The organism is Pseudomonas lurida, from assembly GCF_013522705.1.
Lineage (GTDB): Bacteria > Pseudomonadota > Gammaproteobacteria > Pseudomonadales > Pseudomonadaceae > Aquipseudomonas > Aquipseudomonas quebecensis.
The window spans coordinates 1-19,071 of record NZ_JAAMRE010000032.1 but is presented as its reverse complement, the minus strand read 5'-3'; the positions used below and the strand labels follow the sequence as shown (position 1 = coordinate 19,071).

Below are 19,071 nucleotides of genomic sequence, written 5' to 3'. Positions count from 1 at the left end.
AATCTCCAGGCGTCCGCCCGGGGCGAGCGGACGCTGTTTGGGTGCTGCCAGGATTACTTCTTGAGGACGAGTTCGACCGGGGTTTCGATCACGCCATCTTTGGCATCGACTTTCTCACCCTTGACCAGCTTGAGGGCGTTCTGGATACCGAACGCGGCTTGCTGGGCAGCCGCCTGGTCGGCAGTGGCCAGCACGCGACCGTCCTGCAGCATCGGCTTGATGGCTTCGATATTGTCGTAACCCACTACCAGTACCTTGCCCGCCTTGCCCGCCGCACGTACGGCAGAGACGGCGCCCAGGGCCATGTTGTCGTTACCGGCCAGCAGAGCCTTGAGGTCAGGGTATTCACTCAGCATTGCAGATGCGACTTTCTGGCCCTGGTCGATCTCCCAGTTACCCGACTGGGTGGAAACGATCTTCATGCCCGCAGCATCCATCGCGTCCTTGAAACCGGCGGTGCGCTGCTGGGCATTGGTGGTGGTCGGGACCCCTTCGATGATCCCGACCTTATCCCCAGCGGCCAGTTGCTTGGCCAGGTAGTCGCCCACCAGTTTGGCGCCCTTGCGGTTGTCCGGACCTACGAACGGGATGTCGAGATTTTTGCCTTTCAGCACATCCGGATCAAGGCGGTTGTCGATGTTGACGACCTTGATCCCGGCGTCGGAGGCTTTCTTCAGGACCGTGACCAGCGCCTTGGAGTCAGCAGGTGCAATGACGATGGCGTTGACCTTGGAAAGAATCATCTGATTGACGATGTCGATCTGCGCCGACGTATCGGTCTCGTTCTTGATCCCGTTGGTGATCATGTCGAAATCGGCGGCGTGGGTTTTCTGATAGTCCTTGGCGCCTTCCTGCATGGTCACGAAGAATTCGTTGGCCAGTGACTTCATCACCAGGCCGACCTTCGGTTTGGCGGCGGCGTCATCGGCAAATGCAGAGGAGAGAGGTAAAGCAGCGGATGCGGCAGCAAGCACAGCGATAGCAAGAAGACGTCCAGCAAATGGCAGCTTCATGGGGTCACTCCGATCTTATGATTATTGTGAGCAACGCTTGCTCCGAAGAGGACTTCGGCAGCTACCCACCCGGGCGGCTGATACGAGCTGTCACGGCGAACCTTGGGTAGCGTGAAACATCTCGCAAACGTTTGCGTTATCCAAACTATGAGAACCTTGTGGAAATTTGTCAACGGGTGAACGATGTCTTTCATACCCCCCTGTTGGACGTGATCGGCGCAGGCCGCGCCAACAGCATTAAATAACCTTCTTGATTCTCCGTTATCTGAAACGACAGGTGTGTACGGGTGATCAAGGAGGTTTCCGTCATGATTTTCGGACAACCGAACGCCTGGGCAGCACGTTGTTCGGAAAGCCGGACAGCTGAAGAAGCCGGTTCATTTGCAGAACGAAATAACGCCTTATTAATCATAAAGTTATTTTAAAAACCAGGCACGCAGCCGGCCTGGTACAGATCCTGCTCCTACGCAGTACCTCGCGGCATTCAGCATCGCCCGAGTGTTCTGGATGAACCTGCTACAGCACTCATCAACATCAGAGAGAAAAATAATGAAATCTGCACTGAAGAACTTTGTTCCGGGCGCTTTGGCCCTCCTGCTGCTGTTCCCTGCCGCCGCCCAGGCAAAGGATGTTGAATCCAAGGCCAAGCTATCCAACGTAGTGATCCTTGCCACCGGCGGCACCATCGCCGGCGCGGGCGCCAGCGCCGCCAACAGCGCCACGTACCAGGCGGCCAAGGTCGGCATCGAGCAATTGATTGCCGGTGTTCCTGAGCTTAGCCAGATCGCCAATGTGCGCGGCGAACAAGTGATGCAAATTGCGTCCGAAAGCATCACCAACGAAAACCTGCTGCAATTGGGTCGCCGCGTCGCCGAACTGGCCGACAGTAAGGACGTGGATGGCATTGTTATTACCCACGGCACCGACACGCTGGAAGAAACCGCCTACTTCCTGAACCTGGTGGAAAAGACCGACAAGCCCATCGTGGTGGTCGGCTCCATGCGCCCGGGCACTGCCATGTCGGCCGACGGCATGCTCAACCTGTACAACGCCGTGGCCGTTGCCGGCAGCAAAGAGGCACGTGGCAAAGGCGTACTGGTGACCATGAACGACGAGATCCAATCGGGTCGCGATGTCAGCAAAATGATCAATATCAAGACCGAAGCGTTCAAAAGCCCATGGGGACCATTGGGCATGGTGGTTGAAGGTAAATCCTACTGGTTCCGCCTGCCGGCCAAGCGCCACACCATGGACTCTGAGTTCGACATCAAAACCATCAAGAGCCTGCCCGACGTTGAGATCGCCTACGGCTACGGCAACGTGAGCGACACCGCCTACAAGGCCCTGGCCCAGGCGGGCGCCAAAGCCATCATCCATGCCGGTACCGGCAATGGCTCGGTGTCTTCCAAAGTGGTGCCGACTCTGGTGGACCTGCGCAAGCAAGGCGTGCAGATCATTCGTTCATCCCACGTCAACGCCGGCGGCATGGTGCTGCGTAATGCCGAACAGCCTGATGACAAATATGACTGGGTGGCTGCGCTTGATCTGAACCCGCAGAAAGCGCGGATTCTGGCGATGGTCGCCCTGACCAAGACCCAGGACAGCAAAGAGCTGCAACGGATGTTCTGGGAATATTGATTCCTGACCACCTGCTGTAGGAGCGAACTCGCTCCTACAGTGCCTTCTCCGCTTCCCTATTAAATATCCCGAATTGCCGTCAGACGAGTTTCTTGAAGTTTAAGCAGTTGCGAAATTGCCTACAGTTAAATACTGTATGCACGTACAGCTTATTAAGGAATACTCCGTGGCTAAATCATCCGCCGTGCCAACCCTACCTGACGCCTACGAACGGCTGGCCGTTCGCGTGCAAAAGATCATCAACTCCACCCAGGCCCAGAAAGCCAAAGCCGCCTTGATCTTCCGCCTGGCGGACGAACCCGAGGACGAATGGCAGCGCTTGCTGGAAGAAATCGCGGAGAACGATAACGTCACCCTCGCCTACCGCGACGACGGCGGCGTGCAGATTTTCTGGGTTGTACCGAAGGAAGATTGATTCAATGCGCGTCCGTTTCATTGCCCTGTGCTGCCTGTTGCTTACCGCCACTGTCCAGGCTCAAGCGCCACGTACCTTCAGCGAAGCCAAGAAGATCGCCTGGAAGCTCTACGCCCCCCAATCCACCGAGTTTTACTGCGGCTGCAAGTACACCGGCAACCGCGTGGACCTTAAAGCCTGCGGCTACACCCCGCGCAAGAATGCCGGTCGGGCCGCGCGTATTGAGTGGGAACACATCGTGCCGGCCTGGCAGATCGGGCATCAGCGCCAATGTTGGCAGAACGGCGGGCGCAAGAACTGCACGCGCCATGACGAGGTGTTCAAGCGCGCCGAAGCGGATCTGCACAATCTGGTGCCCAGCATCGGCGAGGTCAATGGTGACCGGAACAACTTCAGTTTCGGTTGGCTGCCGGTGCAACGCGGGCAGTACGGCTCATGCCTGACCCAGGTGGACTTCAAGGCCAGGAAAGTCATGCCGCGCCCTTCGATACGCGGAATGATCGCACGCACCTATTTCTACATGAGCAAACAGTATGGCTTGCGCCTGTCAAAACAGGATCGCCAGCTCTATGAAGCCTGGAACAAGACCTACCCGGTACAAGCCTGGGAACGCCAGCGGAACCAGACCGTGGCGTGCGTGATGGGGCGCGGCAATGAATTTGTCGGCCCGGTGAACCTCAAGGCCTGCGGCTGAACAGGGGCGGGAATCCCGCCCGATCAACCGGTTACTGGGCGGCCTTGTGCTCCACCACTTGGGACTCGGTGTCGTTCTTCTTGGCCCGCGCGAGCTTTTCGGTGAGCAGCGCCTGCTTGGCTTCGGCCTCGGCCCTGGTCGCGAAAGGCCCGAGGAATACCTCGTCCTTGCCGTCCGCTTTCACGATATAAAAATTGAAACCATGTTCCAGCAACCAGGCGGTAAGGTCGGTGATCGCCTGCAGCTTATGGTCCGGCGGGCCTACCCGCACATCCCACTCCTGAGCAGCAATCGTACCGGCCTGCGGCTGGCTTTCGGTCACGGCGGGCTTGGCCTTGGGGGCATCGACGGGTTTGCCTTCGCCACAACCGGCCAGCGCCAACACCGCCATTGCCATCGCTACTTTACGCACTGCCCTGCTCCTTTAAGGATTAAAGAGGCGACTTTATCATTCACTGTCTATTCTGGCCGTCATAAACGTCAGGTTAAACAATGCGAATGATGTATCGCAGACCTGTATGATGCCGTCATGGGAATTAATAGTGCCTCTATGCGTCCTAAAGAGGCAGTCACAGGGAAGCGCTTAGCATTAAGCTACAAACATCCGACACCTGCCCTGTCTGAAACATGTGTCCTTAAAAGTAATCAAGGAGAAGTCCATGCTTATACTCACCCGCAAAGTCGGTGAAAGCATAAACATCGGTGATGACATCACGATCACCATTCTGGGCGTGAGCGGCCAGCAAGTACGAATCGGCATCAACGCACCTAAAGACGTCGCCGTGCATCGCGAGGAGATCTACCAACGTATCCAGGCCGGCCTGACTGCCCCGGACAAAAACCAGACGCCTTGAAACGCCCTCAGTAGCCAGCCCATTCATTCACGGTGAAGGCTGGCGAAAACCTCTCTGCACGGCCCGCGCTCGGGCGTAGCCGACATCGCCGTCCCCTTCTATCGCACAACAAGATGAAACTGTCCCACGGCCTGGAACTTGTTGCGTTATTGACAGCCGAAACTGCTGACTGACATCCACCATCCGTGTCCACTCAGGAGCGCGTTGATGAGGCCTCGCACCGCGGCGCCATTTTTCTCCAGATCCTGGCTGATCGCTCTGCTGATCGGTCTGGCCTTCGTGGGCCTGGAACTTGCGCTGCGGTTTGAAATCGCCGGCAGCGACCCCGCCGATCAACACCCGGCGCTGGACCTGACGCTGCTGCTGTGCGGCTATCTTTTCATGTTTTGCCTCAAGCCCATCCAGAAAACCGTGCACCATCGACTGTGTCGACGAAGCGCTGGAAAACCTGCGCGCTGACGGTCGCCAACTGGCTAGCAGATTGCCGGTATTTACAGCGCCGCAGCAGTCCTTATGCTTGGTGTGTTTGATACGTCAGTAAGGGCTTTGAAGCCGATGGATAGCCTCAGTCGATCCGAAATCGAATCCGCCCTGGCAGCCCGCCTGCCCAGCTATTCGGTCACCTGCACCCTGCATACTGACGGCACATTATCCGTGGTACTCAGTGGCCCGGAGACCGACCACTTCGCTATCACCGGAATCGTACGCTCGCACTATCGCGGCGCCGAAGCGATTGCCCGGCTTGCCAACGAAATTCTGCGCGAGATGGTGCTGTCACGACGCGGCATGCGCAGCGAACGCAGGCATGCACCGGCTGCTCGGGCCGCCTGGCAGGAAGGCCAAGACCGCTAGGCCGTTGGTCCTTTTGCTTCAACCCGCCTTGTGGACCAACGTCAGCAGCCCGTCAGCGCTGCATCGGACCTGTAACTTGCCATACCCATCGATCGTTGGATGCGACGTCTCCATCGGTTGGAGGTGCGTCGACGTCACCACCATCACATCCGCCCCCGCCGCCTCACCGGCACGAATACCCACTGTCGCATCCTCGAACACCAGGCAATCTTGAACCGGAACGCCCAAACGCTGCGCCCCCAGCACATAACAGGCTGGATCAGGCTTACCCAGCGCAACATCCTCTGCCGTCACCATCACCGTCGGCGGTGTAATGCCCGCCGCTTGCAGCCGGCGCAACGCCAGCTCCCTGGGTGCCGACGTCACCAACGCCCATTGATCGGCAGGCACGCCGGCCAGAAACGCCCCGGCACCGGCAATCGGCACCACGCCGCGCACATCATTGATCTCGGCGTCGGTAATCCATTGCGCTTCAGCCTCCGGATCGACGCCGGGCAAGGCTTGGCGCGTGATGGTGTCGATCGCGCGAGCGCCGTGAATGGTGGTCAAGAACGCCGCCACGTCCAACCCGTGGCGCTCGGCCCACAAACTCCACACACGCTCGGCGGCGGCAATGGAGTTGAGCAGCGTGCCATCCATATCGAATAGAAAGGCACGGTAAGGACGGGCAAATACGCTTGAACCTGGGGTGGACACGGCGTGAGTTCCTCATGGGCTGTAACAATCATCGAGCGTCGCAATCTACGGATGAACCGATGGCTTGTAAACGTCATCGGTGCCCGGACCAAGGCCGGCGGGATGCGAGGTTTTATGACGAACTTGTCATCATCCTGTTGGCCGGCTGTTTGGGCCGCCTGGTTACCGTGAGCGCACTGCCACGGTCCGGCACCCATCCTTCTGAGAGAGTCTTTATGAAACTGTTTATGCTTGGCGCCGCCGCCCTGTTTATCACCACCTCGGTCTTCGCAGCCGACAACACCTCCGTGATTCACGATACGACCGGTTTCTACGTGAACCTGGATGTCGCCAAAGTATTGTCGAGCACCGATACCTACGGGCAATGCGGGGTGGTCCCGGCGCAACTGCGCTATCTGGATCATCAGGGTCGCGAACATGTGCTGGACTATCGAGTCCTGGCCATCGGTTGCCCCAATGACAATTGATCGGATTACACTGGCGCGACGCATTGAACCCGAGCCCTTCCCATGAACATCCTTGTTGTAGAAGACGAACCCAAGGCCGGCAATTACCTGCTCAATGGCCTCCAGGAACTGGGCTATTGCGTCAGCCTTGCGCGTGATGGCGTGGACGGCTTGCATCAGGCGCTGGAAACGCCGTTCGACGTCATCGTCCTGGATGTGATGATGCCGAAAATGGACGGCTGGGAAGTGCTGCGCCGCCTGCGCAAGGAGACCGATACACCGGTACTTTTCCTGACGGCCCGTGACGATATTGCCGACCGCATCAAGGGCCTGGAACTGGGTGCGGACGATTACCTGATCAAGCCGTTTTCCTTTGCCGAGCTGGTGGCCCGCCTGCGTACCCTGACCCGGCGCGGCCCGATCCGAGAAGAAGATCAGTTGCAGATCGCCGACCTGCACATCGAAGTGCTCAAGCGCCGTGTCACTCGCGACGGCACACGCATCACCCTGACCAATAAGGAGTTCGCCCTGTTGCACCTGTTTGCCACGCACCAGGGCCAGGTGCTCTCGCGCTCGCTGATCGCCTCGCGGGTATGGGACATGAACTTCGACAGCGACACCAATGTGGTGGATGTCGCGGTGCGCCGCCTGCGCCTGAAAATCGATGACCCGTTCCCGCTCAAGCTGATCCACAGCGTGCGCGGCATCGGCTACCGCTTCGATACTCAGCCATGATTGCTCGCCGCCATTATTCGCTGACGCTGCGCCTGGCCCTGGTATTCGCCCTGCTCGCGTTTGCCCTGCTGGCCACGCTGGGCGTGGCGCTGTACCGCGAACTGGAGCGCGAGTTGATCCGCCGCGACGATGCCGCGCTGATATCGCGGGTAGACCAACTGCGCAACCTGCTCAACGACAGCAACACCCTGGAACTGATCAAGACTAAACCGGAACTGTTCCAGAACATGCTGGGCAATCGCGAATCGGTGTTGAGCATCGCCGCGCCCGGTCAGAAACCGCTGCTGCTGGTAAACCCCGCCAATATCGACTTACCGACAGTCAGCCCCGTCCCCAAAGGCCACGTCCTGGACCTTGCCGACGTGCACCATCTGCCCGGTGTCAACGGCGTGCCGTTCGCCACCCTCGCCGCCTCTATCGACTCCGGCGACCTGGGCAGCCTGCAGGTTACCAGCGGGCGCCTGATGACCGAGCGCACCGCCGTGCTCGCCAGCTATCGGCTGAGTGTTTATATCCTGGCGGGCATCGCCGCACTGGTCCTGGCGCTGGCCGGGTACCTGCTGGTGCATCGCGGCCTGCTGCCGTTGCGACGCTTGGCACGGCATGCCCAGGGCATCGGTGTCGGCAACCTGGCCGAACGCCTGGACAGCCATGGCGCGCCCAAAGAACTGCTGCCGATGATCGACGCCTTCAACACCATGCTTGAACGCCTGGCGAAGGGCTTTACGCAATTGAGCCAGGTGTCGACCGACATGGCCCACGAACTGCGTACGCCGATCAACAATTTGCTGGGGGAAACCCAGGTCGCCCTGCACCAGCAACGCAGCGTGGACAGTTATCAGCAACTGCTGGCCTCGAATGTCGAAGAACTTGAACGCCTGTCGCGGATGCTCGACAACATGCTGTTCCTCGCCCGTACCGACCCGGCCTGCGCCCTGCGCCAACGCCAGGCACTCAGCGCTGCGGACGAAGTAGAACGCATCGCGGACTATTTCGAGGGGCTGGCGAGCGACCGAGGAATGCGCATTCTGGTGGAAGGCGAAGGCGAGATATGGGCTGAACCCATGTTGCTGCGGCGCGCCCTGGCGAACCTGTGTGCCAATGCAATCAAGTATGGGGCGGCCCATTCAGACTTGCGTATCGAGGCAATTGCCACGACTGCAGGGCTCAAGCTGCGGGTCAGCAATCACGGCGAGACGATTGCGGCCGAACACCTGCCGAGGCTGTTCGAACGGTTTTACCGCGTGGACGAGTCGCGGGAACGTTCGGCTCATTCCAATGGGTTGGGTCTGTCGATCGTGGCGACCATCATGCAACTGCACAATGGTCGCTACAGCGTCAGCAGCCAGGACGGCGTGACGTGTTTCGAGCTGTTTTTCCCCAAACGGGAAGACGCCTGATCAGTTGAACGCGCCATTGAGGACTTCGTAGATGATGCCCGAGGCAATGGCCACCAGGATCAAGTCAGTCCCCGCCTGCTGCCATTCGTAGCCATCGTAATGCGGCAACTGGCCGAGTAAACGGCCATCGAGTTTTTTCGCGATACCCGGCGGCAGCGGTTTGCCGCGCGCCAGGTTCTTCTGAATACCCGGCGGCAAAGCAGGGCCTGGGCGCCAGTAATCGCGATAGCCTCCCAGCACGTTCAACACCCCGCTGCGATCAACGCTGGGGCCGTGACCGCCCGACGCGCCTTTGCCCTTGGGCTGGTCATACCCCTGCCCACCGGGATTGTTGCCTTTTCCGTTGCCGCCGCCCTTGCCGTTTCCGTGGCCATTGCCGGGATCGGCCAACGCCAGGCCGCTGCCGGCAAACAAAGCAAGCGCCAGCACGACGGACACGCCTTTAGAAGAGTTGGTCATGGCAGGTTTTCCGAGACAGGAAGGTTCCTGAACTGTAGTCGATATCAGCCCGTGGCGCACTGCAACCGGTGCGCTGCGATCAGCTCACCTGACCGCCCGCCTCCAGCACATCCACCGAGGTCTGCCAGGCCGCCGTCACTGCCACACGCAGCCCTTCAACCATGCTCGACAGCGGCATGAACGGCTCGCTTGCTCCTGGCAAGCGCGGTACATGAATAAACCCACTGCGCACCGCCGAGCCGGCGAGCTTGTGCTGCAAGTGATAAAACACCTGATTGCAAACGAACGTGCCCGCGGTGTGCGACACCGAAGCAGCCATGCCCGCCTCGCGCACTGCCCGCACCATCGCCTTGATCGGCAACGTGGTGAAATAGGCCGCCGGGCCATCCACTACCACGGCGGTGTCGATCGGTTGGGCGCCGAGATTATCCGGGATACGCGCATCGTTGAGATTGATCGCCACCCGTTCAATAGAGATATCGCTGCGCCCAGGCCCCAGTCCCGTGGCGATAACCATCGCCGGACGCAGTTCGTCGAGCATCTGCATGAGGCACGCCGGCGCCGTGGCAAATGCGCAAGGCAGCCGACGCGCCACAATGCGCACATCGTCGCTCAGCAACACACCGTCCAACTGGCGCACCGCTTCCCAGGACGGGTTCACCGGGTCTTGATCAAAGGGTTCAAACCCCGTCAGCAGCACAGTGTGCATAGTGGCCTCACATCAACAGATAAAGCAGGACGATATTGACCACCAGCATCATCAAGGCAGTCGGCAGTTGCGCTTTGATCACCGCGTTCTTGTCCGGCAGTTCCAGCAAGGCCGCAGGGACGATATTGAAGTTGGCGGCCATCGGGGTAATCAGCGTACCGCAATAGCCGGAGAACATGCCGATGGCCGCCATGACCGCCGGGTTGCCGCCGTACACCCCCACCAGCACCGGCACACCGACGCCGCCGGTCATCACCGGGAACGCGGCGAAGCCGTTACCCATGATCACCGTGAACAATGCCATGCCCAACACGTAGACCATCACCGCCACCAACTTGAAATCCAGGTTGATATAGGTGGTAGTGACATGGGCGACCGCCGTGCCCACACCGGCCTCGTTGAACAACAGGCCGAGCATTGCCAGCATCTGCGGCAGCACCATGGCCCAGCCCAAGGCTTCGGTCAGGCGCCGCGACTCGCGCAGGGCTTGCACCGGCGTATCGCGTGTCAGCCAGCACGCCAGGCCGAGGGCGATCAAACAGCCGATACCGAGGGAAACAAAGGTCGTGTTCTTCGGGTCCAGCAACGGCACGCCGCCGATCTCGGCGTGCTTGAGCAGGACCGAGCCGATCACCGTGGTCAGGGGGATGGCCAACGCGGGGATAAACAACTTGTGCCCCAGGCGACCGGCACTCGCGCGGCTGGCCTTGTCGTGCAACTGCGCATGCGTGCCACGCCCCACGCCGCCGAAACCTGCGATCAACGCCATCACCACCACGCCGGCACCGACCACCACCGATGGCAGCCGCTCGCCTACCAGGAACGGAATCGCGAACAGCAGCCAGAAGAGCGCGCTGGACCAGCGCTTGGGGTGGCTGTGGTCCAGCACAATCATGCCTGCGGTGATCAACAGCAAGACCCCGGCCAGCCAGTACAGGTATTGAATCGAAATAATCATTGCTCCGCCTCCACGGCCGTCGCGGTGGGCGTCAGCTCACGGGTGAGCCGTCGATCGAAGCGGTGCAGCCGGATCGCATGCACGATAAATGCACAGATCGCCGTAGGAATGCCCCACACCGCAATGTGCAACGGCTCCACATCGATCCCCGAGCCCAGCAGGAACGTGTGCATCAGCGCGATGGCGCCAAAGGCGACGAAGATGTCTTCACCAAAAAACAGCCCGACATTGTCCGTCGCCGCACACATGGCGAGCACTTTATGGCGCACCTTGTCCGGCAGTTTGCCGTAGCGTTTTTCAGCCGCGCCTTCGGCCATCGGCGCCAGCAGCGGGCGCACCATTTGCGGATGCCCGCCCAGGCTGGTCAAGCCCATGGCCGCGGTGGATTCGCGCACGAACAGATAGATGATCAACAGGCGCCCGACCGTGGCGCGCTGGAACCGTGCTATCCAGTTCTGCGCATGCAAACGCAGCCCGTGGCGCTCCAGCAGGCCGATAACTGCCAGCGGTAACAATAGAATCAATTGCAGGGCACGGGTCTGAAGGAAACCATCGCCCATGGTGGCGAGGATTTTTTCCAGGGGAAAGTGGGCCGCAAGCCCCGTGGCGATGGCAGCGGCGGTCACTACCAGCAGCGGATTGAAGCGCAAGACAAAGCCAACCACGATGACAAGTACGCCGATCAACGGCCATAGGTTCACAACAGTCTGCATGACGATGAGGTCCTTTAAATGCGCGCTGCGGCGCCATTACAGCAGGATGTGAACAAGGCGTTCACAGCAAGAGGTGGCGTGCAGTCGGCTCGGTTTTTTATTGTTGACCCGGAAGGTCGAGCGTCAGTGGCGGCAACTTTGCTGCCTGGGGGCGGGGGTGTCCAACAAGAAAAATTGTTGCTGCGATCCAATAAATTTTGTGGGTATCGAAGGCGATGGGGCGCGCCGGCGGCAGCGCCCCCTACACCAGGGTCAGCTCACGCCATTGGGGCCATCGAGCACGTACCTGACCTTCTTGGCCAGCACGTTGGGCAAGCAGGGCTTGGAGATCACTTCGAACTCCGCGCCGCCCAGGTCGGTACGTTCGATGGCGTTTTCCGCATAGCCGGTGGTCAACAGGATTTTCATATCGGGGTACAACTGGCAGACCTCTCGCGCCAGCATCACGCCGTTCATGCCGCCGGGCATGATCACGTCGGAGAACAGCAAGTCGTAGCGCTCCTCCCTGGCCAGCACCTCCAACGCCTCCGCAGCGCCGTAGGCGATGGTGGTGTGGTAGCCGTAGTCTTCCAGCACCATGCGCGCCAGCTCAGCGACATCCGGGCGGTCCTCGACGATCAGGATGCGTTCCGAACCGCTGCGTGCTTCCGACACCTTGGGCTCTTCATGGGGCGACACGCCGGCTTCGTCGGCCGGAAAATACAGGCGCACCGTGGTGCCCAGGCCCTCCTCGGAATAAATCCGCACTGCGCCGCCGGACTGCTTGGCAAACCCGTACACCATCGACAAACCCAGCCCGGTGCCCTTGCCTTCATCCTTGGTCGTGAAAAACGGGTCCATGACGCGCGTAAGAATACTCTCGGACATGCCGCAGCCGTTGTCCGTGAGGGCCATGCTGACATAGCGGCCCGGCATCAAGCCGTCGTAGGACATGGAGCTCAGTTCACGCACTTGGATGTTACGCGTTTCGATGGCCAGTGCCGGCTGATCACGGTCCACCAGCGCGTCACGCGCATTGATCACAATGTTGAGAATCGCCAGCTCGACCTGGGTCGGATCGATGCGGCAGTTCCATAGGTCGGTTTGCAGGTCGGTACGAAAATCAATGTTGTCGCCCATGACCCGCTCCGCGGAGCGCCTGGCCAAATCGACAAAATGATTAAGGTTGATCACTCGTCCCTGCAGCTTTTGCTTGCGGGAAAACGCCAGCAGTTGCTGGGTTAGCGTGGAGGCTTTCTCCACCGCGCCTTTGGTCATGCTCAGGCTGCGAATCACCCGGCCTTCGTCCAGCACCGGCTTGCGCACGGCACGGTCAACCATCTCCACGTAGCCGCCGATGACCTGCAACAGGTTGTTGAAGTCGTGGGCGATACCGCCGGTGAGCTGGCCCAGCGCCTCCATTTTCTGCGCCTGGCGCAAAGCATCTTCCGCGTCGCGGCGACGACTGACGTCCAGCTGCGAAGCGAAGAAGTACATCAATTGATTGGATTCGTTGTACACCGGCGAAACGAACAAAGCATTCCAGAACGTCGAACCGTCTTTGCGATAGTTGAGCAACTCGACCGAAATATCTTCTTCTTCGTTGATGGATTGCTTGATCTGCGCGACGACCTCGCGATCGGTGTCCGGGCCTTGCAGAAAGCGGCAGTTGCGCCCGTAAATCTCGTCGGTGCTATAACCCGTCATGTCCAGGAACGCCTGGTTGGCGAATATGATCGGGTTATCTTCGCGATTGGGGTCAGTGACGATCATAGGCATGCGGGTGGTGCCGACGGCGGCGAAGAAAATGTTCTTACCCGCCGATGTGATATCACCGGTTTCAGAGTTATCCACGCGGGTGTGGAGGTCTTTGGGTTGATGAGTCACGGGGGTCGATCCTGTCGGCTTGATAGAGGAGAAAACGGACTTCCTGCCTCATAGACAACCGGAATTAAAAAATAGTTTGGCGCCCCCGTGGCTCCGTTGCTACCTCACTGCTTTGCGCTCGGCTCAAGCGGTGGTGCTGACCATCGAGCCCTTCCCGCTGCCGCTTTCATCCATGACCGCCTGCAATAGAGCCCCAGTGACCGTCTGCAACGCCGCGCTGATGGTCGTAATCTGCGACTGAGCCGCTGCGACAGCCACGGCCTTGGCCTCTTCACTCTGTTTACTGGCCTGAGCTCTCTGCAACGCCTGCTGCGCCTCCAGAAGCTGCTCTTGCAACTGCTCGATCTGTTTCTTCAATTCCTTGACCCGGTCGGACTCCTGCGGGCCGGATGAAGCCTGGTCCGCGCCGCCTGCGGCAGCGGCGCCCTTGGCGCTGGGATCCATGCGGATAGTCAAGGCGCCGGTGCTTTCGTTCTTGGTCGTCTCGCTGGTGATGGACGTGGTCTGCGGGACGACTACGGAGGTGGAATTACCAACGTTGGTAAGCATGTCGAGTATCCAATAACGAGATAGTGCTCACGTTATCGGCTGGTCTACCCAGCACTTTAGTCTGGGCGTCGATCTGCGTTGAAGTAAATCCAGGGCAACAAAAAAGGGCCCACCTTTCGGTGAGCCCTTCTAAACCGCCCAGCAGAGCGGATTTTGTTTGGTAGGCGCGATTGGACTCGAACCAACGACCCCCACCATGTCAAGGTGACCCCGAAACCCATGCAAGTATCTGATGCAAAAGGAAAACATACCATTTTTCTATGTATCCAAAACGCACCATACGCCCTATAAGAATCAACAACTTAGCGTTGGATATTGCTACAGCATCACCCTCCCCGACGACCTGCCTACCGAACACCATCCCTTCATTTACACGCGACGGACCACAGCTGATCAAGCCTTGTCGTATAGCTCTGGCTCATCATTTCACGCCGCATCCCCCAGTCAGGATTCGTCGGCACACTGGCCGACCGCAGCGTTCCCCTTCCCCACCGTTCGTTGATCTGGTCCAGCACGGTCATCACTCTGGTGGCTTCGGCCGGCTGTGACACGGCGAATAGATCATCCGTGTATTCGCCTGGCTGGCACAGGTTAAGCAACATTACCTCAGCCTTGCTGTACTTGAAGCCTGGTCGAAAAATTCGATCCAGGGCGTCCACCGCCGCCTTGGTTAGCAATCGCACGTCGTCGGTGGGAAACGGCATATCCAACACCACGCCATTGGCATACTTCGCTTCCTCCGGGTTGAACATCCCGGTGCGGATGCAGACACGGATCTTTTTGCACAGAGAGCTCTGTGCGCGCAGCTTTTCCGAGGCCCGCATCATGTAGGTGGCCACGGCTTCCTTGATTGGGGCCAACTCAGTCAGCCTCTTTCCGAACATCCGGCTACAGCAGATTTCCTGCTTTGGCGGATCGGGCTCATCAAGCTCCAGGCATGAAGTGCCGGCAAGCTCACGCGCCGTCTTTTCGATCACTACGCTGAATTTCTTTCGAAGTGTCCACGGATCAGCCTTGGCCAAGTCCATCGCGGTCTTGATTCCAATTGCGTCGAGGTGGAGTTTCATCTTCCGCCCGACACCCCACACCTCGCAAACGTCTGTATTGCGCAACACCCAGTCACGCTTGACGGGGTCGGTGATGTTCACTACACCGCCAGTCTGGGCTTGCAGGCGTTTCGCCGTGTGGTTTGCCAGCTTGGCCAGGGTCTTCGTGCTGGCGATTCCAACGCCGACCGGGATGCCGGTGCACTGCAGAACGCGTGCGCGAATTTGGCGTCCCAGAGCATCCAGACCTTCGATACCGGTCAGATCGGCGAAGGCTTCGTCAATGCTGTAGATCTCCACAGCGGGCACCATGCTCTCGATCAGCGTCATGACTCGCTCGCTTATGTCGCCGTAGAGCGCATAGTTGGACGAGAACGGCACTATTCCGTGCTGCTTGAGCTTATGCTTGATCTGGAAGTACGGTTCGCCCATTTTGATGAAAGGCTTTGCGTCGTAGCTCCTGGCGATAACGCAGCCGTCGTTATTGCTGAGGACGACGATGGGCACCTTGGCCAGATCCGGGCGAAACACGCGCTCGCAGCTGGCATAGAAGCTGTTGCAGTCGATCAGGGCAAATACCGGGGTCGACTTAGACATGGCTGCGCACGGTGCTGGTGATAACGCCCCAGATCGACAGCTCGTCCCCCTCTAAAATGTACCGCGCCGGGTATTTCGGATTCTCCGATAAAAGAATCACTTCTTTACCGCGCTTGCACAGTCGCTTGCAGATGGGGTCATTGTTCAGCAGGGCCACCACCACATGCCCGTGGGCCGGCTCAATAGACCGATCCACAACTGCCAAGTCTCCCTCGAAAATACCTGCACCCTGCATGCTCTCACCGGTAATGGCGATCAGATAGACGTGCGGCGCCCTGATGTTTAAAACCTCATCCAGTGAGATGTGCTGCTCTATATGGTCAGCTGCTGGCGAGGGAAATCCCGCTGGGACACGAAACGAGCAGTAAGGCAGCTTCGTGCCGCCCTCGGCAATAGGACCTAAAATGGAAAAGCTCATGGCGCAGCCTTTTACAAATACTGTACGAATGTACAGTTAACTTTGCGCCCGGCTTGCGGTCAATTTTTCTGTAGGTAATTTCGACAGACGGAGATTTGCGTATGTGCGGGAGACTGTCTCAATACAGCGGCATTCATGACTTCGTCGCGGCCCTGAGCATGCCGAACGCCATGGTCAACTCAGTTGGCGAGCTGCCACTGGAACGATACAACGTCGCGCCCACCACCCAGGTTGCCCTGCTCCACGTACAAGGCGAATTGCTGCTGGCTGATCCGGTGCGCTGGGGATGGCGACCGCATTGGGCCAAGGACCGTGCGGCGCCGATCAACGCTCGTGTCGAGAAGGTGGCCCACGGCCCGTTCTTCCGGGCGATCTGGCCGCACCGGGCAATCACACCGATCAATAACTGGTTTGAATGGGTCGATGAAGGCGGCCCGAAGAAGCAGCCCTACCTGATCCGCCGGCGCGACGGCGCGCCGATCTACTGCGCAGCTATCGGCCAGCTGCCCAACGCTGACGAAGGCCCAGGTGAGCACGATGGCTTTGTGATCATCACTGCCGACAGCGCCGGCGGCATGGTTGACATCCATGACCGGCGGCCCGTGGTGCTGAATCCTGAACTGGCCCGTGAATGGTTGGACCCTGCCACGCCCAAGGAACGCGCCGAGCAGATGGTGCTGCACCAGGGCGAGCCAGCCGAGGCCTTCGAATGGTTCAAGGTCGATACGGCCGTGGGAAACGTCCGGAACAAGGGGCCCAACCTGATACAGCCTGCACCCTAGAACAGCCCGCCGAGGTCGGAGGGTTTCCAATTCATGATCACAAGCTCGCCGCTGACCTCGGCTTTTCCCTGGCGCTGATTGGCGGTGCTGTAGCGGATTTCCAGCGTTTCAAAGTGAAACCCTTCAAATACCCGCCGAATATCAGGATGGTCGTTAATACTCACCATGACCTTGCCTTTGCAGCGGCGCATGAAGTCGGCCATTCGCTCATAGTTTTCGAACGGAAAGTCCACCCCGTAGCCCGCGGTCTGCCAGTAAGGTGGGTCCATGTAGTGGAAGGTGTGGGGCCGGTCGTAGCGCTCGGCGCATTCGAGCCATCCTAAGTTTTCGACATAGGTTCCGGAGAGGCGCTGCCAGGCTGCGGAAAGGTTCTCTTCGATCCGCAACAGATTAATAGCGGGGCCCGTAGTGGCAGTGCCGAAGGTCTGGCCGCTGACCTTCCCGGCGAAGGCATGGTGCTGCAGGTAGAAAAAACGGGCAGCTCGCTGGATATCGGTGAGGGTTTCCGGTCGGGTCATCTTCTGCCACTCAAACACTTGGCGCGAGCTCAGGGCCCATTTGAATTGGCGTACGAACTCCTCCATGTGGTTCTGCACCACCCGGTACAACGTCACCAGGTCGCCATTGATATCGTTGAGAACTTCGACCGGGGCGGCCTGAGGGCGCATGAAGTAAAGCGCAGCACCACCAGCAAACACTTCAACGTAGCATTCGTGCGGTGGGAACAGAGGAATAAGGCGATCAGCCAAGCGACGCTTGCCGCCCATCCATGGAACGATTGGGTTTGTCATTTTTGCAATCCTTTGCAAAGTGGGTGTTTATTGGGGTCATGTTAATTTTTGCGACCGGGAATGTAGGTCAGGGCGCAATGGCCCTGACATACGCCTGGCACGCCCGCAGCGCGATCAATCCTTGGTCGCCGGCATCGGTGATGGCGATAATTCGTTGAGCATGCGCTGGGTCAAGTTGGGCTCGACGGGTTGCATGAACCACGCCGACGGCGCCGGCGGCGGTAGGCATGTTGTATCCACTGGCTGTATCCGCTGCGTCGACAAGGACTGACAGCCGCACATCAGCAGTGGCAAGGCGATCGCGCAGAGCAGCCTGAATACGTTGGGCATCGGTCAATTCCTTGGTGTGTTGTTGGTCCTGGACGGCGATCTGTTGCTCGGTGGCCAGGCGCTTCTCCTGCTCCGCGCGGGCCTGGGCGGCAGCGGCCATGCTGATCCTGGCCATGTCGCCCTGATGCAGGCCGGCCTGTTCGGCCAGCTTCTTACCCATCCGCCAGTCCTGCACCTGCCAGGTCACGCCCGCGGCGCCGGCCATCAACACCAGTACCAGCCCCAACAAACCGACCAGTTTCTGCACCGGCGTCATGCCAGCGCCCGCCGCACGCCTTCCGCCACAACCGCGTTGGGGTATGCGTACCATGCGTTCTCGTGATGAATGATCGCTTTGACGAAGCCAGTCATCACCGTCGGCTGGCTCAGGTCGATCTCGGCGCCAGGCCGGGTGCCGGTATTGGCTTCAACCGCGCGCACGTACGCAGCGGTGTCGTTCTCTACCGACGGTGCCCACCGGCTGATGATTGCCTTGACGGTCTTGAGCCCATGCTTTCGCTGGTAGGTCAGCAGCAGCTTGCCGAGGGCACGGATTCCATTCTCCGGGCTGTCGAACCTGGCAAACCGCTTCTCGATGGCAGGGTCTGGCTTGAGCTGGCCTTGCCACTGGTTGGCCGGGTTGTAGTCGATGTTGCCGGGGTTGTTGTTGCGCACCCCACGGGTTTCGGTGGTCGGCATTGGCTTTCTCCAGGCGTAAAAAAACCCGCTCAGTGGCGGGTGGCGGTGTATAGGGCGGTCAAGCGTCGAGGGCGGAGGCGCTCACCGGAAGCGGGAACCGAGCTTTGATTGCGGCAACCGACGCAAGCCAGGCGGTGTAGTCAGGCGCCCTACCCTGGCTCAACGCGTCATAGTCCGCTTCCAGGCGCAACGGATCGGACTCGGAAAGGTAGGCAGCCCGGCGATTGCTGAGCACCAACTCAAGCTCTGCTCGAGCCTTCTCCGCCAACAGCTGGTCGCGGGTCTTCATCTTGCTGAAATCAATGTTCATTGGGGCAGGCTCACGTTGCCGTCAGGCGGGCTGACAATATCGAAAGGAAAGTTCGCGGCGTCGGAGGCATCTGCCCCGCACGGTAGAAGCAATGTGACGATGAGCTCACCATTCTGTCGGGT

Annotated in this window: 25 protein-coding genes; 10 read left to right on the top strand and 15 right to left on the bottom strand. The window is 59.4% G+C overall.

Going from position 1 to position 19,071, the window contains the following annotated elements; genetic code table 11:
- Positions 1 to 53 precede the first annotated feature (53 nt).
- Complete coding sequence (locus G7025_RS22290) at positions 54 to 1,013, bottom strand: sugar ABC transporter substrate-binding protein (protein ID WP_181081240.1); 960 nt, start codon at positions 1,011 to 1,013, stop codon at positions 54 to 56.
- A gap of 549 nt (positions 1,014 to 1,562) precedes the next feature.
- Here G7025_RS22290 and G7025_RS22285 point away from each other — a divergent pair.
- From G7025_RS22285 to G7025_RS22275, 3 genes are all read left to right on the top strand, one after another.
- A complete protein-coding gene (locus tag G7025_RS22285) occupies positions 1,563 to 2,651 on the top strand; it encodes an asparaginase (protein ID WP_181081239.1) in 1,089 nt (362 codons plus the stop codon).
- 166 nt (positions 2,652 to 2,817) lie between these two features.
- Complete coding sequence (locus tag G7025_RS22280) at positions 2,818 to 3,066, top strand: DUF1654 domain-containing protein (RefSeq protein WP_181081238.1); 249 nt, start codon at positions 2,818 to 2,820, stop codon at positions 3,064 to 3,066.
- Between the two features lie 4 nt (positions 3,067 to 3,070).
- Positions 3,071 to 3,760, top strand: coding sequence for an endonuclease (locus tag G7025_RS22275; RefSeq protein ID WP_181081237.1), 690 nt, complete (start codon positions 3,071 to 3,073; stop codon positions 3,758 to 3,760).
- A gap of 31 nt (positions 3,761 to 3,791) precedes the next feature.
- Here G7025_RS22275 and G7025_RS22270 read toward each other — a convergent pair whose 3' ends face one another.
- On the bottom strand, positions 3,792 to 4,172 hold the full coding sequence (locus G7025_RS22270; protein ID WP_181081236.1) for an SPOR domain-containing protein: 381 nt from the start codon (positions 4,170 to 4,172) through the stop codon (positions 3,792 to 3,794).
- A gap of 247 nt (positions 4,173 to 4,419) precedes the next feature.
- Between G7025_RS22270 and csrA the strand changes: the two genes are divergently transcribed.
- The 3 genes from csrA (at position 4,420) to G7025_RS22255 (ending at position 5,466) form a co-directional block, all read left to right on the top strand.
- A complete protein-coding gene (csrA, locus tag G7025_RS22265) occupies positions 4,420 to 4,614 on the top strand; it encodes a carbon storage regulator CsrA (protein WP_003192511.1) in 195 nt (64 codons plus the stop codon).
- 207 nt (positions 4,615 to 4,821) lie between these two features.
- A complete protein-coding gene (locus G7025_RS22260; RefSeq protein WP_181081235.1) occupies positions 4,822 to 5,073 on the top strand; it encodes a hypothetical protein in 252 nt (83 codons plus the stop codon).
- Positions 5,074 to 5,169: 96 nt separating this feature from the next.
- Complete coding sequence (locus tag G7025_RS22255) at positions 5,170 to 5,466, top strand: hypothetical protein (protein WP_181081234.1); 297 nt, start codon at positions 5,170 to 5,172, stop codon at positions 5,464 to 5,466.
- An 18-nt stretch (positions 5,467 to 5,484) separates the two neighbouring features.
- On the opposite strand, the gene G7025_RS22250 is transcribed toward G7025_RS22255, so the two are convergent.
- Positions 5,485 to 6,162: an HAD-IA family hydrolase gene (locus G7025_RS22250; protein WP_181081233.1), complete on the bottom strand. Its 678-nt coding sequence runs from the start codon at positions 6,160 to 6,162 to the stop codon at positions 5,485 to 5,487.
- Between the two features lie 215 nt (positions 6,163 to 6,377).
- Here G7025_RS22250 and G7025_RS22245 point away from each other — a divergent pair, with 215 nt between their 5' ends.
- Genes G7025_RS22245 through G7025_RS22235 form a run of 3 tightly spaced genes read left to right on the top strand, consistent with a single transcriptional unit; the run spans position 6,378 to position 8,743 of the window.
- A complete protein-coding gene (locus G7025_RS22245; protein WP_181081232.1) occupies positions 6,378 to 6,629 on the top strand; it encodes a DUF2790 domain-containing protein in 252 nt (83 codons plus the stop codon).
- Between the two features lie 42 nt (positions 6,630 to 6,671).
- On the top strand, positions 6,672 to 7,343 hold the full coding sequence (locus G7025_RS22240) for a heavy metal response regulator transcription factor (protein WP_181081231.1): 672 nt from the start codon (positions 6,672 to 6,674) through the stop codon (positions 7,341 to 7,343).
- Positions 7,340 to 8,743, top strand: a complete 1,404-nt coding sequence (locus tag G7025_RS22235; RefSeq protein WP_181081230.1) for a heavy metal sensor histidine kinase — start codon at positions 7,340 to 7,342, stop codon at positions 8,741 to 8,743. The genes G7025_RS22240 and G7025_RS22235 overlap by 4 nt, the downstream gene beginning before the upstream one ends.
- Here the strand turns inward: G7025_RS22235 and G7025_RS22230 are convergent, their stop codons facing one another.
- The 8 genes from G7025_RS22230 to G7025_RS22195 form a co-directional block, all read right to left on the bottom strand.
- Positions 8,744 to 9,202 (bottom strand): anti-virulence regulator CigR family protein, encoded by a 459-nt coding sequence (locus tag G7025_RS22230; RefSeq protein WP_181081229.1) that lies wholly within the window; start codon positions 9,200 to 9,202, stop codon positions 8,744 to 8,746.
- 79 nt (positions 9,203 to 9,281) lie between these two features.
- Positions 9,282 to 9,911 carry a pyroglutamyl-peptidase I gene (pcp, locus tag G7025_RS22225; RefSeq protein WP_181081228.1) on the bottom strand — a complete coding sequence of 210 codons (630 nt, stop codon included), beginning with the start codon at positions 9,909 to 9,911 and terminating at the stop codon, positions 9,282 to 9,284.
- A gap of 7 nt (positions 9,912 to 9,918) precedes the next feature.
- The gene (locus G7025_RS22220) at positions 9,919 to 10,869 is read right to left on the bottom strand and encodes a DUF979 domain-containing protein (RefSeq protein ID WP_181081227.1); all 951 of its coding nucleotides are present in this window, start codon (positions 10,867 to 10,869) and stop codon (positions 9,919 to 9,921) included.
- Positions 10,866 to 11,582, bottom strand: coding sequence for a DUF969 domain-containing protein (locus G7025_RS22215; RefSeq protein WP_181081226.1), 717 nt, complete (start codon positions 11,580 to 11,582; stop codon positions 10,866 to 10,868). Before G7025_RS22215 ends, G7025_RS22220 begins: the two co-directional genes overlap by 4 nt.
- 252 nt (positions 11,583 to 11,834) lie before the next feature.
- The gene (locus G7025_RS22210) at positions 11,835 to 13,448 is read right to left on the bottom strand and encodes a histidine kinase famiy protein (protein WP_181081225.1); all 1,614 of its coding nucleotides are present in this window, start codon (positions 13,446 to 13,448) and stop codon (positions 11,835 to 11,837) included.
- Between the two features lie 123 nt (positions 13,449 to 13,571).
- Positions 13,572 to 13,997, bottom strand: a complete 426-nt coding sequence (locus G7025_RS22205; RefSeq protein ID WP_181081224.1) for a hypothetical protein — start codon at positions 13,995 to 13,997, stop codon at positions 13,572 to 13,574.
- Positions 13,998 to 14,362: 365 nt separating this feature from the next.
- Positions 14,363 to 15,640: a translesion error-prone DNA polymerase V subunit UmuC gene (umuC, locus tag G7025_RS22200; RefSeq protein ID WP_181081223.1), complete on the bottom strand. Its 1,278-nt coding sequence runs from the start codon at positions 15,638 to 15,640 to the stop codon at positions 14,363 to 14,365.
- On the bottom strand, positions 15,633 to 16,058 hold the full coding sequence (locus G7025_RS22195; protein ID WP_181081222.1) for a LexA family protein: 426 nt from the start codon (positions 16,056 to 16,058) through the stop codon (positions 15,633 to 15,635). Before G7025_RS22195 ends, umuC begins: the two co-directional genes overlap by 8 nt.
- Before the next feature lie 101 nt (positions 16,059 to 16,159).
- On the opposite strand from G7025_RS22195, the gene G7025_RS22190 reads away from it, so the two are divergent.
- A complete protein-coding gene (locus G7025_RS22190; RefSeq protein WP_181081221.1) occupies positions 16,160 to 16,840 on the top strand; it encodes an SOS response-associated peptidase family protein in 681 nt (226 codons plus the stop codon).
- Here G7025_RS22190 and G7025_RS22185 read toward each other — a convergent pair.
- From G7025_RS22185 to G7025_RS22170, 4 genes are all read right to left on the bottom strand, one after another.
- Positions 16,837 to 17,631, bottom strand: a complete 795-nt coding sequence (locus G7025_RS22185; RefSeq protein ID WP_181081220.1) for a DNA adenine methylase — start codon at positions 17,629 to 17,631, stop codon at positions 16,837 to 16,839. The two genes, G7025_RS22190 and G7025_RS22185, sit on opposite strands and share 4 nt — an antisense overlap.
- 67 nt (positions 17,632 to 17,698) lie before the next feature.
- Positions 17,699 to 18,217: a lysis system i-spanin subunit Rz gene (locus tag G7025_RS22180; protein ID WP_181081219.1), complete on the bottom strand. Its 519-nt coding sequence runs from the start codon at positions 18,215 to 18,217 to the stop codon at positions 17,699 to 17,701.
- A complete protein-coding gene (locus tag G7025_RS22175; protein WP_181081218.1) occupies positions 18,214 to 18,639 on the bottom strand; it encodes a structural protein in 426 nt (141 codons plus the stop codon). The genes G7025_RS22180 and G7025_RS22175 overlap by 4 nt, the downstream gene beginning before the upstream one ends.
- A 58-nt stretch (positions 18,640 to 18,697) precedes the next feature.
- Positions 18,698 to 18,949 carry a hypothetical protein gene (locus G7025_RS22170; RefSeq protein ID WP_181081217.1) on the bottom strand — a complete coding sequence of 84 codons (252 nt, stop codon included), beginning with the start codon at positions 18,947 to 18,949 and terminating at the stop codon, positions 18,698 to 18,700.
- Positions 18,950 to 19,071: the final 122 nt, after the last annotated feature.